General features: G+C 44.0%; 15 protein-coding genes. All 15 read left to right on the top strand.

Annotated elements, in window-relative coordinates; genetic code table 11:
- Positions 1 to 19: 19 nt before the first annotated feature.
- The 15 genes from ACFQPF_RS04390 (at position 20) to ACFQPF_RS04325 (ending at position 15,592) form a co-directional block, all read left to right on the top strand.
- Positions 20 to 400 (top strand): carboxymuconolactone decarboxylase family protein, encoded by a 381-nt coding sequence (locus ACFQPF_RS04390; RefSeq protein WP_379746953.1) that lies wholly within the window; start codon positions 20 to 22, stop codon positions 398 to 400.
- A gap of 314 nt (positions 401 to 714) precedes the next feature.
- Positions 715 to 1,854, top strand: a complete 1,140-nt coding sequence (locus ACFQPF_RS04385) for a CdaR family transcriptional regulator (RefSeq protein WP_379746951.1) — start codon at positions 715 to 717, stop codon at positions 1,852 to 1,854.
- A 136-nt stretch (positions 1,855 to 1,990) separates the two neighbouring features.
- The gene (locus tag ACFQPF_RS04380; protein WP_379746949.1) at positions 1,991 to 3,133 is read left to right on the top strand and encodes a glycerate kinase; all 1,143 of its coding nucleotides are present in this window, start codon (positions 1,991 to 1,993) and stop codon (positions 3,131 to 3,133) included.
- A complete protein-coding gene (locus ACFQPF_RS04375) occupies positions 3,130 to 4,485 on the top strand; it encodes a GntP family permease (protein ID WP_379746947.1) in 1,356 nt (451 codons plus the stop codon). The genes ACFQPF_RS04380 and ACFQPF_RS04375 overlap by 4 nt, the downstream gene beginning before the upstream one ends.
- A gap of 227 nt (positions 4,486 to 4,712) precedes the next feature.
- On the top strand, positions 4,713 to 4,829 hold the full coding sequence (locus ACFQPF_RS18520; RefSeq protein ID WP_486599201.1) for a YuzK family famiily protein: 117 nt from the start codon (positions 4,713 to 4,715) through the stop codon (positions 4,827 to 4,829).
- 361 nt (positions 4,830 to 5,190) lie between these two features.
- Positions 5,191 to 5,976: a Fe-S cluster assembly ATPase SufC gene (sufC, locus tag ACFQPF_RS04370; protein ID WP_379746945.1), complete on the top strand. Its 786-nt coding sequence runs from the start codon at positions 5,191 to 5,193 to the stop codon at positions 5,974 to 5,976.
- A gap of 20 nt (positions 5,977 to 5,996) precedes the next feature.
- A complete protein-coding gene (gene sufD / locus ACFQPF_RS04365) occupies positions 5,997 to 7,298 on the top strand; it encodes a Fe-S cluster assembly protein SufD (protein WP_379746943.1) in 1,302 nt (433 codons plus the stop codon).
- Positions 7,298 to 8,518 (top strand): cysteine desulfurase, encoded by a 1,221-nt coding sequence (locus ACFQPF_RS04360; protein WP_379746941.1) that lies wholly within the window; start codon positions 7,298 to 7,300, stop codon positions 8,516 to 8,518. The genes sufD and ACFQPF_RS04360 overlap by 1 nt, the downstream gene beginning before the upstream one ends.
- Entirely contained in the window at positions 8,508 to 8,954 is a 447-nt protein-coding gene (gene sufU, locus ACFQPF_RS04355) for a Fe-S cluster assembly sulfur transfer protein SufU (RefSeq protein WP_379746939.1), read from the top strand. Before ACFQPF_RS04360 ends, sufU begins: the two co-directional genes overlap by 11 nt.
- 40 nt (positions 8,955 to 8,994) lie before the next feature.
- Positions 8,995 to 10,392 carry a Fe-S cluster assembly protein SufB gene (gene sufB / locus ACFQPF_RS04350; RefSeq protein ID WP_379746937.1) on the top strand — a complete coding sequence of 466 codons (1,398 nt, stop codon included), beginning with the start codon at positions 8,995 to 8,997 and terminating at the stop codon, positions 10,390 to 10,392.
- A 286-nt stretch (positions 10,393 to 10,678) separates the two neighbouring features.
- Positions 10,679 to 11,359: a GGDEF domain-containing protein gene (locus ACFQPF_RS04345; protein WP_379746935.1), complete on the top strand. Its 681-nt coding sequence runs from the start codon at positions 10,679 to 10,681 to the stop codon at positions 11,357 to 11,359.
- A 174-nt stretch (positions 11,360 to 11,533) separates the two neighbouring features.
- Positions 11,534 to 13,540, top strand: a complete 2,007-nt coding sequence (locus tag ACFQPF_RS04340) for a methyl-accepting chemotaxis protein (protein ID WP_379746933.1) — start codon at positions 11,534 to 11,536, stop codon at positions 13,538 to 13,540.
- A gap of 349 nt (positions 13,541 to 13,889) precedes the next feature.
- A complete protein-coding gene (locus ACFQPF_RS04335) occupies positions 13,890 to 14,402 on the top strand; it encodes a DinB family protein (RefSeq protein ID WP_379746931.1) in 513 nt (170 codons plus the stop codon).
- Positions 14,403 to 14,456: 54 nt separating this feature from the next.
- The gene (locus tag ACFQPF_RS04330; protein WP_379746929.1) at positions 14,457 to 15,023 is read left to right on the top strand and encodes a DUF4256 domain-containing protein; all 567 of its coding nucleotides are present in this window, start codon (positions 14,457 to 14,459) and stop codon (positions 15,021 to 15,023) included.
- Positions 15,024 to 15,097: 74 nt separating this feature from the next.
- Positions 15,098 to 15,592, top strand: coding sequence for a nucleoside deaminase (locus ACFQPF_RS04325; RefSeq protein WP_379746927.1), 495 nt, complete (start codon positions 15,098 to 15,100; stop codon positions 15,590 to 15,592).
- The last annotated feature ends 126 nt before the right edge of the window (positions 15,593 to 15,718 follow it).

The raw sequence follows: 15,718 nt of genomic DNA, 5'->3' as shown, positions 1-15,718 counted from the left end.
TTTGACAGGAGGCAACAAAATGGAACATCAAGACCACAGCATGCCTGGCAGCAACTCGACTCAATCTCATCTGATCCGCTATAAAGAAGGGCTCGGAAAGTATAACGAAAACATGCCGGAACTGACACACGCATATAACGAATTCACCCGTCATTGCTTTAAAGAAGGCGAGATTTCTGAAAAATACAAGCAGTTGATCGCGCTTGGAATCAGCATCTATTCACAGGATGAATATTGCATCATTTATCATACAAAAGGCTGTCTAGACCAAGGCTGCAGCGAAAACGAAATTTTGGAAGCTGTCGGTGTGTCCGCAGCATTCGGCGGCGGAGCCGCGATGAGCCAAGGAGTTACACTCGTGCAGGAGTGTATACAAGAGCTGAATAAACCAAGACATTAAGAACCCTGCTTTCGGGTTCTTTTTTTACTTTAAGAAAGTATAACTTTTTTTTAACAAAGGAGAAATACGATGCAGTCAATAAGTTTAGGAAAAAAGGATACGTTCAACTAAGGCTGACTTAAAGCCATGGCGTAAGAAGTTTTCTTTAAATAGCCAGCAGCGCGTGCGGCTCGTTCATAACTTTGAGCTCAAAAATGGGCACTTTCATTTTTTATGAAAACCGGTTTGAATAGTGTTTTCTTAATGACCTTTGACTGTCGGACATTGTAAAGATGGGCACAATAGACGAAAATATAGAAAAGGGGGTTTGGGTGATGGAGATTACAGCCCAGCTAGGCGATATGGTATTAAACAAACTGAACGGTCTACTGCCTTGTTCTGTCAACATTATGAATATCGAAGGCCGCATCGTCTCCAGTTCTGATCCTTCTCGTATCGGAAACATACATAGCGGAGCGCTTCATGTATTAAGAAACAATAAGCCGCTCTATTTATATCCTGATGATACCGACGCTTTTGCTGGAACGAAAGAAGGCGTGAATCTTCCACTGACAAAGAACGGAAGGAATATTGGCGTGATCGGGATGACGGGTCATCCAGAGAAACTCGTGAATGTCATGCAGATCACTAAAGCAGCGGTTGAACTTCTTATCGCACAGCATCACAGCGCCATAGAAACGATGTGGCATGAACGCGGTCTTTCTTTATGGGTTCAAGATGTCATGTATGGAAGATCGGAGACGGATGTATCACTCGATTCCTACGCCCTCACCCATTTTCAAATCAACACCTCAAGCAAGTGTAGCATTATCCTGATAGAGTTTGATCAGGCAGGTGAGAGTTATCGTCATGTTCGAGAAAGAAGAAGCCGCCTCGCCGCTCTTTTAATAAAGCATATTCCTGTTCACTTTTCTGCCTTTTTACATGAACGTCTCCTTGTTCTCGGAGTGCGGAATGAAAACAAGTTCGAAAGCGGAGATCGGACGATTGAAAATTTGATCCTTCACCATGCGGACTCACACGGTGAATCTATCACAATAGGCGTAGGTTTTCCTCGATGCGGTGCGTCTGGTTATAAGGTGTCTTTTGAGCAGGCGAAGAAAAGCCTTGAGCTGCGAAGGAAGCTGGATCTAAGTGGCTGCATTTTTCATATTCAGGATTTTGGCATTCACAGACTGACGACAGAAATTTCTGATCGATGGATTGAAGATTATTGGGATATTTATGGGAGTAGGATTAAAGAGCTGGATATCGTTTCTATAGAGACTTGCACCACTTTTTTTGAGAAAAATTTTAACGTCAAGGAAACAGCCGAATCATTATTCATTCACCGCAATACGCTGCTTTACCGACTAGAGAAAATAAAAGACAGAATAGGCTTAAACCCGAATCTATTTCAAGATGCTGTCATCCTTTCACTTCTGCTTTCTGTACATAAATTAAAGATCAAATAATCCACTGCAGTATACCATTGTGCAATTGTCTGAAAATATGATCATTTTCCATGTTTTCTTTGGGCATCTGTCTATTGTGTGGAATGGTTCAGCAGTTTAGTATGAATGATAACTTAATCAAAGGAAGTGGATTTAAATGAAAATCGTCATGGCTCCTGATTCATTTAAAGGAACACTTTCTGCCGTTCACGCAGCATCTATCATGAGAAACTCGTTTCAGAAGGTGCTGAAGGATTCTGAGTTCATAGAACTCCCCATGGCAGATGGAGGAGAAGGGACGCTTGATGCGTTGCTTTATGCAACGAAAGGTAAGCGTTTACAACTTAATCTTATGCGTCCTGATGGTGTGACGGCAGAAGCACATACGGGAGTACTAGGAGATGAGCGAACGGCTGTTATTGAAACGGCTGCAATCGCTGGCCTTAACCTGATCCCGAAGGAAAAACGAAACCCGATTCTCGCTACTTCTTATGGTGTAGGAGAAGCCATTAAAGCAATGCTCGATCAAGGGTACCGGACTTTTCTTATAGGGCTTGGCGGCAGTGCCACCAACGATGGCGGCATGGGGATGCTGCAGGCGTTAGGTGCGCAGTTCTTTAATAGCAGCGGGACACAGCTTGTACCAGGGGTGTGCTCTGTTATTCAAGCAGCAAAGGTAACGCTTGCTGAACTGGATGTAAGATTGAATGATTGCACGTTCATTATCGCTAACGATGTGCAAAACCCGCTTTGCGGCCCAAACGGTGCAACGGCTGTATTTGGACCTCAAAAAGGTGTAACGAAAGATGACATTACTACAATTGATGAGGGGATGAACAGGTATAGCACCTTGCTCGAAAAGGCGTTCAACGTTTCAGTCAAAGAGTTGCCTGGTGCTGGTGCGGCAGGAGGGCTAGGTTTTGCTTTGCTGTGTCTTGGCGGGAAGATGAAGCTTGGTGCACATGTTGTGGGACAAGCTGTCAAATTGAGCGAGGCATTGATAGGGGCCGATCTCGTCATTACAGGAGAAGGGCAGAGTGACAGACAGACGCTGTTTGGTAAGGTGCCATTTTATATCGCAGAAATGGCAAAAGAAAAAGGAATACCGTGCATTCTCTTATCTGGGGCGCTTGGAGATGGGTGGCAGGAGCTTCTAAGCTATTTTGACGGATGCTTTTCAACCGTTCACAAACCAGAAGATTTAGAAGAGTGCCTGTCACGAGCCGAACTGAACCTTCATCACCAATCATTGAATCTTGCTAACTTTATTTTGAAAAACAAGGAGTGGAAACGTTCATGACAGGAATAGGTCTTATTCTCGTTATCTTGGTTGGTGTTATTTTCATTGTCGTTGCGACAGCGAAATGGAAGCTTCATCCCTTTTTATCGCTGCTTTTTGCTTCGTTTATTGTAGGGATCGCGGCAGGCCTGCCATTTAAAACGATTATTGAATCATTAAACAACGGTTTTGGCGGATTGATGGGATATATAGGAATCGTAATCGTCTGCGGAACCATTATAGGTACCATTTTAGAAAAGTCGGGAGCCGCTTTCAGGATGGCTGAAGTTGTACTTAGGCTTGTAGGCGAAAAAAGGCCCCAGCTCGCCATGTCACTCATCGGTGCGGTCGTAAGTGTACCTGTTTTTTGCGACTCCGGTTATGTGATCTTATCCTCGCTAAAAAAATCACTGGCTAAACGTGCGAAGGTGACCATTGCCTCCATGTCCATCGCTCTGGCCACAGGGCTGTATGCGACACACGTTCTTGTACCGCCTACACCTGGCCCTATCGCTGCTGCCGGAAATTTAGGAGCAAGTGATTACCTTGGCACTGTGATATTACTAGGTCTCATTGTTTCAATTCCTTGTATCATTGTCGGTTATCTTTGGGCATTGAAAGCTGGATCGACGATTTCCGTAGAAGGTGAGGACGAAGAACAGGCAAGCTATGATGAAGTAATTGCCGGGTTCGGAAAAATGCCTTCGACGTTTAAATCATTCGCGCCGATCGTAATCCCGATCCTGTTAATCGGACTCAGTTCTTTTCTTTCGTTTTTAGAATGGAAATCTTGGGCAGCTGACTTCTTCTTATTCATTGGACAGCCGGTCGTCGCGCTGATTATTGGTGTGCTTGTATCATTTTCACTTCTTCCCGCCTTTAATGAAGAAACACTGACAGGATGGATCAATGAAGCGATTAAAGATGCAGCGGGCATCCTTTTAATAACAGGAGCGGGCGGAGCGTTCGGGGGCATCATTAAAGCGACTCCTGTTGCGGATTATATTCAAAAAATAGCGGATGGGGGAGAAACAGGGGGCATCGCCTTCTTGCTGATTGCGTTTGCTATTGCTGCGGCATTAAAAACGGCTCAAGGTTCATCAACGGCGGCACTTGTTATTACATCTTCTCTCATTGCACCTCTTCTTCCGGTTCTCGGTATTGAAGGTGCCGTTCCTCTCACTCTCGTTGTGATGGCAGTTGGGGCAGGAGCGATGACGGTGAGTCATGTGAACGACAGCTACTTTTGGGTCGTCACTCAATTCAGCGGGATGAAAGTGACAGATGCATACAAAGCCCAGACGACGGCGACATTGCTGCAAGGGATAACAGCCATCCTAACGACCGTCCTTTTATGGGTGATTCTAGTATAAAGAAGTAAAACTAAGCATATGAACGTATTTTAAGGAATGTAAAAGAAGAACAACATTATCCACTTTATACACCTTGAAAATAGTTAAAAAAAATGCCTGACAACGATTGTCCGATCTATCAAACGGTGTTAACATAGCGTGTGTAAAGGATAAAAAAAGCGATTTGAAAGGACTGATCTGTTATCCATACCATAAAGGTAAGGCACACATCAGAAATGGAGAAAGCGATGCATCAAAACCACGGGATCGGCTATTCCGAATATGAAAGAAATCTGTATAAGCGCCTGGAAGTGGAAAAAGAACGTGACAACGAATACAAAAAAGCACGGCAGATGCATGAATAAGATCAAAACAGAACGATAATAAAGCCAGCGGAAAAATCCGCTGGCTGTTTTCAATTTGCCTCCTTCTGCAAATCTAGAATGATTGGCTCTGTGAACTAGGCCTAACATGAGCCGTTCATGATTTTCTGCTCATCCCTCAGGATAAGCGTGCACCTGTAACGGAGAGCGCCACATTCTTGATTTCTAAAAAGCACCAGAGAGGTTATACGGCAAAAATCGGAAATTAAAACCCGTTCCTTGAATACAGATACTATTTGTTATAAAATTAGAATGAGAATAAATTGAGAATGAAGGGAATTTCATTCTTTATTTTTTTGCTTTTGTTTCTATACTTAAGATTTTATATATTGGAGGTCGTATTATGTCAGCACCAAACTTAAAGATTGAAGATCTTCGCGTTTCCATTGAAGATAAAGAAATCATTAAAGGTCTTAACCTTGAAATCAACGGTGGAGAAATCCACGCGATCATGGGACCGAACGGAACAGGTAAATCGACTCTTTCTGCAGCACTCATGGGTCACCCGAAGTATGAAGTAACAGGCGGAAAGGTATCCTTTGATGGAGAAGATCTGCTGGAGATGGAAGTTGACGAGCGTGCAAAAGCCGGTCTATTCCTTGCGATGCAGTACCCGTCAGAAGTAAGCGGCATCACGAATGCAGATTTCCTTCGCTCTGCGATCAACGCTAAGCGTGAAGAAGGCGAAGAAATCTCACTTATGAAGTTCATCCGTGAACTGGATAAGAAGATGGATACACTTGAGATGGATAACGCATTCGCACACCGCTACTTGAACGAAGGGTTCTCCGGTGGAGAGAAGAAGCGTAATGAAATTCTCCAAATGATGATGCTTGAGCCGAAAATCGCGATCTTGGACGAAATCGATTCGGGTCTTGATATCGATGCGCTCAAAGTTGTAGCTAAAGGTGTGAATGACATGAGAAGCCCGGATTTCGGATGCTTGATCATCACTCACTACCAGCGTCTTCTTAACTACATCACGCCTGATAAAGTTCACGTGATGATGCAAGGCCGCATCGTAAAATCAGGCGGTCCTGAACTCGCACAGCGCTTAGAGGCAGAAGGCTATGACTGGATCAAGGAAGAACTAGGAATCAAAGACGAAACTGTCGGACAAGAAGCTTAAGCAAGCAAGGGGGATTAAACATGTCAGTTGAAACGAGCCTGCGATTTGATAAGGACTACGTAACCCAATTTTCAGGCAGCAGACAAGAGCCTGCCTGGCTGCTGGAGCTTCGTCTGCGTGCATTGGAGCTCGCGAACGAGCTTCCGATGCCAAAGCCTGATAAGACGAAGATCGACAATTGGAACTTTACAGAGTATAAGCATGAAACTTCTGGCTCTGCTCTTTCGTTTTCTGAGCTGCCTGAAGAAGTGAAAGAATTGATCGGTTCTGAAAGTGACGCGGTAAACACGATCGTTGTATTAAACGGAACACCAGTATTTTCTGCGATTGGTGAAGAAGCGAAATCCAAGGGCGTTATTTTTACCGATATCGCAACAGCGGTTACAGAACATAGCGAGCTTGTACAAAAATACTTCATGAAGGCAGTAGCGGTTGACGAACACCGTCTGACAGCTCTTCATACCGCTTTGTTCACGAGCGGAGCGTTTTTATATGTACCTAAAAACGTAGAACTTGAAACACCTTTCCAAGCGGTATTCTTCAATAACGACAACGAAGCAGGGCTCTTTAACTCTGTGATCGTTGCAGCAGAAGACAACAGCTCTGTCACATACGTGGAAAACTTCCTTTCGCAAAACAATGATACAGCATCTGTAGCGAGCGCTGTTAGTGAAGTGTTTGCAGGAGCTGGTTCTAAAATCGTATACGGAGCAGTGGATAATTTTGCGAAAGGCATGACAAGCTACGTGAACCGCCGCGGCCGTGCAGAGCGTGATGCACGCATCGAATGGGCGCTCGGCCAGTTTAACGATGGCAACACGGTTTCAGACAACACGACGCACCTTATCGGAGACGGATCGTTCACAGATACGAAGACAGTGACGATCGGACGCGGCGACCAGAAGCAGAACTTCGTGGCACAAATCTTCAACCACGGAAAACATTCTGAAGGCTATATCCTCACTCATGGCGTGATGAAGGACAGCGCAAGCTCTATCTTTAACGGCATCACAAAGATCGAGCATGGCGCAACAAAGTCACACGGGGAGCAGACAGAGCGTGTGCTAATGCTTAGCGAAAAGGCCCGCGGTGACGCGAACCCGATCCTATTGATCGATGAAGATGACGTTACAGCAGGACACGCAGCTTCTGTCGGCCGTATTGATCCGATCCAAATGTTCTATCTGATGAGCCGCGGCATCCCGAAAGCGGAAGCAGAGCGCTTGATCATTCACGGTTTCCTTGCACCTGTTGTAAACGAAATGCCGCTTGAGTCGGTGAAAAAACGTTTAGTCGAGGTTATTGAAAGGAAAGTTCGATAATGAACGCTTCGGAACTAAGACAGCTGTTCCCGATTTTGAACCAGGAGGTCAATGGGAAGCCGCTCGTGTATCTTGACAGTGCGGCAACTTCCCAGAAACCGGTTCAAGTCATTGAAGCGCTCGATAAATATTACCGCGAATATAATTCCAACGTTCACCGAGGCGTCCATACGCTCGGCACGAAGGCGACAGACGGCTATGAAGGGGCGCGCGAAAAGGTCCGCCGCTTCATTAATGCCAAGTCGACACAGGAAATCATATTCATGCGCGGGACGACGACCGCCATCAACACGGTGGCAAGCAGTTATGGTCTTGCCAACTTGAAAGAAGGCGACGAGATCGTCATCACACCTATGGAGCATCACAGCAACATCATTCCATGGCAGCAAGCAGCACGTGTTACAGGAGCCACATTAAAATATATCCCGCTTCAGCCGGACGGCTCGATCTCGCTTGACGATGTAGAAAACACGGTGACAGCAAACACGAAAATTGTTTCTGTTATGCATGTATCAAACGTTCTAGGCGTGATCAACCCGATCAAGGAGATTGCAGAGATCGCCCATAAAAACGGCGCCGTGATGGTCGTGGATGGAGCTCAGAGCACACCGCATATGAAGATCGACGTGCAAGACCTGGATTGCGACTTCTTCGCATTCTCCGCTCATAAAATGTGCGGACCGACAGGAATCGGAGTCCTCTACGGTAAGAAGGCCCTGCTGAATAAGATGGAGCCGATCGAGTTCGGCGGCGAGATGATCGATTTTGTCGGATTGCAGGAATCGACATGGAAAGAGCTTCCGTGGAAGTTTGAAGGAGGCACGCCGATCATCGCAGGAGCGATCGGTCTTGGAGCAGCCATCGACTTTTTGACAGAAGTCGGTCTGGATGCGATTCAGCAGCACGAGCATGAGCTTGCACAGTATGCAATGGAGCGCATGAGTGAAATTGAGGGACTCGTGATTTATGGTCCGAAGCACCGCGCCGGCCTTGTCACGTTCAACCTTGATGAGGTACATCCGCACGATGTGGCGACTGTTCTTGATGCGGAAGGAATTGCTGTCCGCGCCGGCCACCATTGCGCCCAGCCGCTCATGAAATGGCTGAACGCGACGGCGACCGCACGAGCAAGTTTTTACCTTTACAACACGAAAGACGAGATTGACACGTTCGTGAAGGGATTAACGATGACAAAGGAGTATTTCGGCCATGTCTTCTAATTTGGACCAGCTTTACCGTCAGGTGATCATGGACCATTATAAGAATCCCCGTAATAAGGGTGAAATCACCGATGGTTCCGTTACGATCAACATGAATAACCCGACATGCGGCGACCGCATCCAGCTTCATTTGAAAGTGGAAGATGGCAAGATACAGCAAGCGAAGTTCGACGGTGAAGGCTGCTCGATTTCTCTTGCCTCAGCTTCTATGATGACACAGGCGGTTAAAGGTCTTAGTGTCGAGGATGCGATGAAGTTAGCCACGATTTTTTATAGCATGATGCTCGGTAAAGAGTATGATGAAGAAAACTTTGATTTAGGCGATATTGAAGCGCTGCAAGGCGTTTCGAAGTTTCCTGCCCGCATCAAGTGCGCCACGCTCGCGTGGAAAGCGATGGAGCAGGGTGTTGGAAAGAAAGATGAAGCTGACGAATAAGCTTCAATAAGAACCATTCCTTTAAGGAGGGGATTGTGTCATGGCGAAGAAAATGCCTGATATTGGTGAATATAAATACGGCTTTCGAGATAAAGACGTGTCGATCTTCCGCTCTAAGCGCGGGTTGACAAAAGAAATCGTGGAAGAAATTTCACGTATGAAGAGCGAGCCGCAGTGGATGCTTGATTTCCGCTTAAAGTCGCTTGAGCAGTTCTACAAAATGCCGATGCCTCAATGGGGCGGAGACTTGAACGACTTGAACTTTGACGACATCACGTACTACGTTAAGCCGTCCGAGAAGTCTGAAAAATCTTGGGATGAAGTTCCGGCCGAAATCAAAGCAACATTCGATAAGCTAGGAATCCCTGAAGCAGAGCAAAAGTACTTGGCAGGTGTATCTGCTCAGTACGAATCAGAAGTGGTATACCACAACATGAAAGAAGACTTGTCTGATCTTGGCATTCTTTTCACAGATACAGATACAGCACTTAAAGAGCATGAGGAAATCTTCCGCGAGCATTTCGGCACGATCATTCCTCCTACTGACAACAAGTTTGCAGCATTGAACTCAGCAGTATGGTCGGGCGGATCGTTCATCTATGTGCCAAAAGGCATTAAATGTGACACTCCGCTGCAGGCATACTTCCGAATCAACTCTGAAAACATGGGTCAGTTCGAGCGTACGCTTATCATCGCGGACGAAGACAGCTCTGTACACTATGTAGAAGGCTGTACAGCACCTGTTTACTCAACGAACTCTCTGCACAGTGCGGTTGTTGAGATCATCGTTAAAAAGAACGCATACTGCCGCTACACGACGATCCAGAACTGGGCGAACAATATCTACAACCTCGTTACAAAGCGTGCGGTTGCAGAAGAGAACGCGACGATGGAATGGATCGATGGCAACATCGGCTCCCGTCTGACAATGAAATATCCAGCGGTTGTCATGAAAGGCCGCGGAGCGAAAGGTACGATCCTTTCTATCGCGATCGCAGGCAAAGGACAGCACCAGGATGCTGGCGCGAAGGTACTTCACCTTGCACCTGACTGCTCATCGACGATCGTTTCGAAGTCGATTTCAAAGCACGGCGGAAAGGTGACATACCGAGGTATCGCTCACTTCGGACGCCGTTCTGACGGATCAAAAGCGAACATCAAGTGTGACACGCTCATCATGGATAACGAGTCAACGTCTGACACGATTCCATACAATGAGATCCTGAACAACAACATCACTCTTGAGCACGAAGCAACTGTTTCCAAAGTATCGGAAGACCAGCTCTTCTACCTCATGAGCCGCGGTGTTTCTGAGCAGGAAGCGACAGAAATGATCGTAATGGGCTTCATCGAGCCATTCACGAAAGAACTTCCAATGGAATATGCAGTTGAAATGAACCGCCTCATCAAGTTTGAGATGGAAGGTTCGATCGGATAATGCTCGAAAAGTCCTGGTATAGTCATATACCAGGGCTTTTTTTATGGCTCTTTTCTCAGAGTTTGTTGCGATACACTGTGCTTCATTGATAAGTTGAAGGAGATCTACCACTTCTCGAATTTCAAAAGCAACAATGTTTGCGAAAACAGCCTATACTTGAAGAAAAGTCATTAATGCGAATAATGTTATTTTTTAAACACAAGAACACTTAAATAATTCATAGATAAGATCTTAGTCATGGTATAATTAGGGAAAAGTATGGTGGAATGTAAGGAGTGGCCCAAAGGTGCAGCTTATAGGAAGAATAACCGGAAGTCTAGGAATGCTTGGATTACACTTTATATATATCTTTTATTATTATTATCGAGATACAAAAGTTGAAGCCCTCGACTTATATTCCACTCCCTTATTAATCTTAATTGGTTATTGGTGTGGCAAACAATATGATAAAGCTAAATTTCATTCCGAAAAAGATGAACTGACTGGCACTTACAATCGCAGATTTATTGTTCGTTCTTTTGAAAAATATACGAATATGGCACTACGATCCAATCATAAACTTTTTGTCATTCTTATTGACTGTGATAATTTCAAGAGCATAAATGACAGGTTTGGTCATTTAAAGGGTGATTTAGTCTTAACTCAAATTAGTCGTGCGTTAATTGGATCAACAAGGAAAAGTGATATTATTGCTCGATGGGGAGGGGATGAGTTTCTTCTAATCGGGCTGATTAAAGAGGACAAAGATATGGTCGCTATTATAAACCGTATTGATCAAGCCCTGCATTCCCTCAAAAGAGAAATAGGTATTTCTATAGGAGCGTCCATAGGTTCTGCCATCTTTCCTAGTCAATCTAAAGATTTAGTTGAGCTGATAAAAATGGCAGACCATAACATGTACACCATGAAGGCGTCAAAAAAGGAACCACTGTCTGTAAGGAAGAGGGTTTACGGACTTGATTATTAACCTCTAACGTATAAAAATGGAAAATTTAAATACAAGAAAATTGAAATATATGAAGAGTTCTTCCTATAAGCATGGTCCTTTATACCTGACTTATTCCTCATTTCATTCATGATTGATTTAAGTATCCAAGAATTTGCCGATAAGAGAATGGGGTAAATTTAAGGAGGGTACTTTATGTTTAAAAAGATTCAAACAAAAATCATGCTGTCAGTCAGTGTATTAGTGGCGGCTGCACTCATCTCTGCATCATTGTTCTCCTATTTTCAAACAAAAAATCAGTTGGAGAAAAATGTGAAAGAACAATCAACGGGTCTAGCGCAGGATGTGAAAGCTTCCACTGAATTATATCTTCAATCTTTCGGTGGGTCGATTGAACGCTATAGCCAGGACAGCAGGATTATTGATTACTTGAAAATATTAAAAAAAGATGAAGCTAAAGGATTAAATGAGTCTTGGCCTGTAGTCGACCAAGACTTTAAGCATTTTTTAACGTTAAACAAAAATGCAGCTGTTCTTTATATAGGAGCACAAACAAAACAGTTCAAAACGTCACCGGCATTGGAACTTCCAGAAGGGTTTGACCCTACAGGACGCCCTTGGTACCAGACAGCCATTCAATCGCCTGAAAAGCTAATGTGGACGGAGCCTTATAAAGATGCGAGTTCAGGTGAATATGTTGTTACAGTCGCCAAATCGGTTCTAGATCCAGAGACTAAGACCGTTTTAGGCGTGGTGGGACTTGATTTAAGCCTGGCAGGCCTGACAAAAATGATTAATCAAACAGAAGTGGGATATAATGGCTTTCCTATCCTGCTTGATAAAAAAGGAATGGCGCTTGTCCATCCAAAAGAGCAAGGAAAAAGCTTACATGATAAATCTTTCGTAAAAACGATGTCTAACGATGATAGAGGTAGTCTTTCATTCGAAAATAAGAAAGTAGAGCATGAACTTTATTATACGACAATTGGCCAGACGGAATGGAAACTAGGCTTTGTCTATGAAAAGAAAGAGCTCTTGAAGGATGCTCAGCAGTTATTTCAAATGATTTTAATCTTCGCTTCTGTTTCAGTAGTTATTGCATTAGTGGTCACTTATTTCCTTGCAAAGAGCATCTCAACGCCAATCCAACATTTGCAAAGACAAGTGCAGCTTGTAGCTGAAGGAGATCTTACGGTTTCTGTTGGAACGAAATCCAAGGATGAAGTAGGAGCTCTTACCCATCATTTTAACGAAATGGTAGAGCATATGAGAGGGCTCATAAAGTCGGTCATGCAATCTGTTGATACGGTTAACGAATCTACTTCTAATCTAAGTGCGGTATCGGAAGAAACGATTGCGGCAAGTGAAGAAGTTTCCAGAGCTGTGGCGGAAATCGCAACTGGTGCAAGCAGCCAGGCAGAAGACGCAGACGAAACGAACCGGAGAACCATGGATTTGTCATCTCAAATTGAAAAGGTAAACGAACAGACAGAGCAGATGGTTCGACTATCTGTACTAGCTGAAAACGCAAATAACAAGGGTCTATCGCAAATGCACGCCCTTCGCGAAAAAACAAGCGAGAGCAATAAGGTGCTTCAACATATAGAAAAAGTGATTGCAGGATTAGCAATAAAAACGGAAGAAATTCAAGAGGTTACGAAATCAATTGCTGAGATCTCTGATCAAACCAACTTATTAGCATTAAATGCAAGCATTGAAGCAGCTAGAGCAGGTGAGAGCGGAAGAGGATTCGCGGTTGTTGCTGATGAAGTGAGAAAATTGGCCGAACAATCAGCGGTAGCTGCTGAAAAAGTAAGACAGACCATCACTGGCATTGGAGTGGAATCGGCTCTGGCTGTAAAAGAAATGGAACAAACAAAGCAAATTGCTGATGAGCAAAACACTACGGTAGAAGATACAGAGCGCGCCTTCAGCGAGATTGCTGATACGATGAGTCATATGGTCAAGTCCATTCACCAGATTACGAGTGAGGTAGAAGTGATTAATAATTACAAGGATGAAGTGGTCGCTTCCATTCAAAGCATAGCAGCGGTAGCAGAACAATCAGCTGCTGCAAGTGAGGAAGTGAGTGCATCCTCTGAAGAACAAGTCCGTGCGCTTGCATCTGTGACACAATCAGCTGAGGAATTGAACGATGCTTCACAGGCTCTGTCTGATATGATTCACCATTTTAAAATTTAAGATTTCAGCCACGGCCCTGCGAATTGCGGGGCTTTTCTCTTGCTCTTTGGTTTTATACGCGGTGGAAATCTGTCAGAACTAGGTCCGCATAATGAAGATGATTAAAATGAACGCATGACAGAAAATAAGGCGCGTTGTTCTTTAAAGGAGAATGGTGTTGTTTTATTGAAATAAAGAGTACAGCAAAAAAAGAATTGCTCGGATTAACCGTTGTCGAAATAGATGCTTTACAATTTAGTAGTAGAGAAGAGCTGATTATGATCTTCTTGTGCATGAGCTACTTCAACCCGTTCATTATTTTAAAAAATCATGAGTTGTTGTATGAAAATTACAGTGGAGGATATCTCACATGAGTGACATTACGTTGATTGAAACCTACAAGCATTTTTTGCAACAGTACTCTCAAGAGCAACTAAGACATATTCCTGAAGTTGGAGTGTGGTCGATATGTCAAATGTATGACCATCTTATTGTCGTGGCTCATGAGTATGTGGATTGTGTGGAGAGCTGTGCGAACGCCGTGGAAGAACAGAATAAGGGTAAGACGGAGTTTGGTGACTATTTGTTTAATATCGGCTGTTTTCCGCCGGTGAAAATTAAATTACCGCCTGATCTTGACGGCCCGCCCGATAATACCAAAAGCAAAGAGGAAATTACATTTGAGCTTGATAAACTGATGGATAGAATGAAAGTATGGGAAGTGAAAGCAGTAGATATTAACCCGAACATCAAAGAAAAGCATGGTGGATTTGGCTGGCTGAATGCACAGGAATGGCTTGCGCTTGTTGGGATGCATTTTCGCCACCACCTGCGTCAGAAATACGAACTGGATCAAAAGCTTGGGTTACAAACAACTAGTTAGCCAGCGATGAAAGCTAGCTTAATAGCATATAGAGCTGTAATGGGAGGATTGTAGATGAAAACAATGAATAAGGTCCTGTCTATAGAGGACCGAGAAACGATACTTAACACGTTGAAAAATCGTTTTGAGAAAAATAGGCACCGCCATGAAGGAATGGAATGGGAGAACGTGCAAGAAAAGCTGGAAAACGATGCTGAAAAGCTATGGTCGCTCCATCTCATGGAAACGACGGAAGGGGAGCCTGATGTTGTAGGTCGAGACGAAAAGACGGGTGAATACTTATTTTATGATTGTTCAGCAGAAAGCCCGAAAGGCCGGAGAAGCTTATGCTACGACCAAGCGGCACTAGAATCAAGAAAAAAACATAAACCTGAAAATAGCGCGATGAAAATGGCTGCAGAAATGGGCATCGAGCTTTTATCAGAGGTAGAATACCGCGAGCTTCAGAGTTTAGGAAAATTCGATCTGAAAACATCCAGCTGGATCAAAACACCTGAAAACATTAGAAAACTTGGCGGAGCTCTTTTTTGTGACTGCCGCTATGACACTGTTTTCGTTTATCACAATGGAGCAGATTCCTATTACGCGGCAAGAGGGTTCCGAGGGTCGTTAAGGGTTTAAGTAGAAAAAATGCTTAAATTGGTACAAAAGAAAACTTAAGTTGCAAAGAAAGTTAATGCAGACTGGAGAAGAGGATGAATCTGGACCGATATTTTTTGGAGCTGGCACTCGAAGAAGCGGAGCTATCGTTTAATGAAGGTACCTATCCTATAGGCGCCGTTTTAGTGGATGGTGATGGAAAGATCATTGGCAGAGGCCGGAACCGCGTATTTACTCATCTTGATCCTACGTGTCATGCAGAAATGGATGTAATACGGAAAGCGGGATCGTTATTAATGGATCCTATGTATCGCCAGACGTGCACGCTGTATACATCGGTAGAACCGTGTCCGATGTGTTCAGGTGCTTTAATCTTGGCGGATATAAAACGAGTCGTTTGGGCCCTGAATGATGATTATTTAGGTGCTCTAAGGAAAATGAAAAAAGGCGACCACTTTCGGCAAAAATTCGATAAAATCTCGATAACGGCTATGCCTTATCCTGATTTAGCTATGCGGCAGCAGGAATTGCATAAAGCGTTTGATTTTAATCGAGGCGTAGATTATTCGGTCAGCAATCTTGTAAAGTAGAATGAAAAGCGCAAAACACTCAGGTATGTGAATTTAAATACCAGGGTGTTTTTTCATTCGTGTCATTAATTGATCTATGCTACGATTTTATTAACTAGCAAATTTCACGGTTCATTTTAATTGGAA

The organism is Fictibacillus iocasae, from assembly GCF_042665465.1.
GTDB classification, from domain to species: domain Bacteria; phylum Bacillota; class Bacilli; order Bacillales; family Fictibacillaceae; genus Fictibacillus; species Fictibacillus iocasae.
The sequence above is the reverse complement of the archived record's forward strand: the minus strand, read 5'-3'. Positions and strand labels throughout refer to the sequence as shown.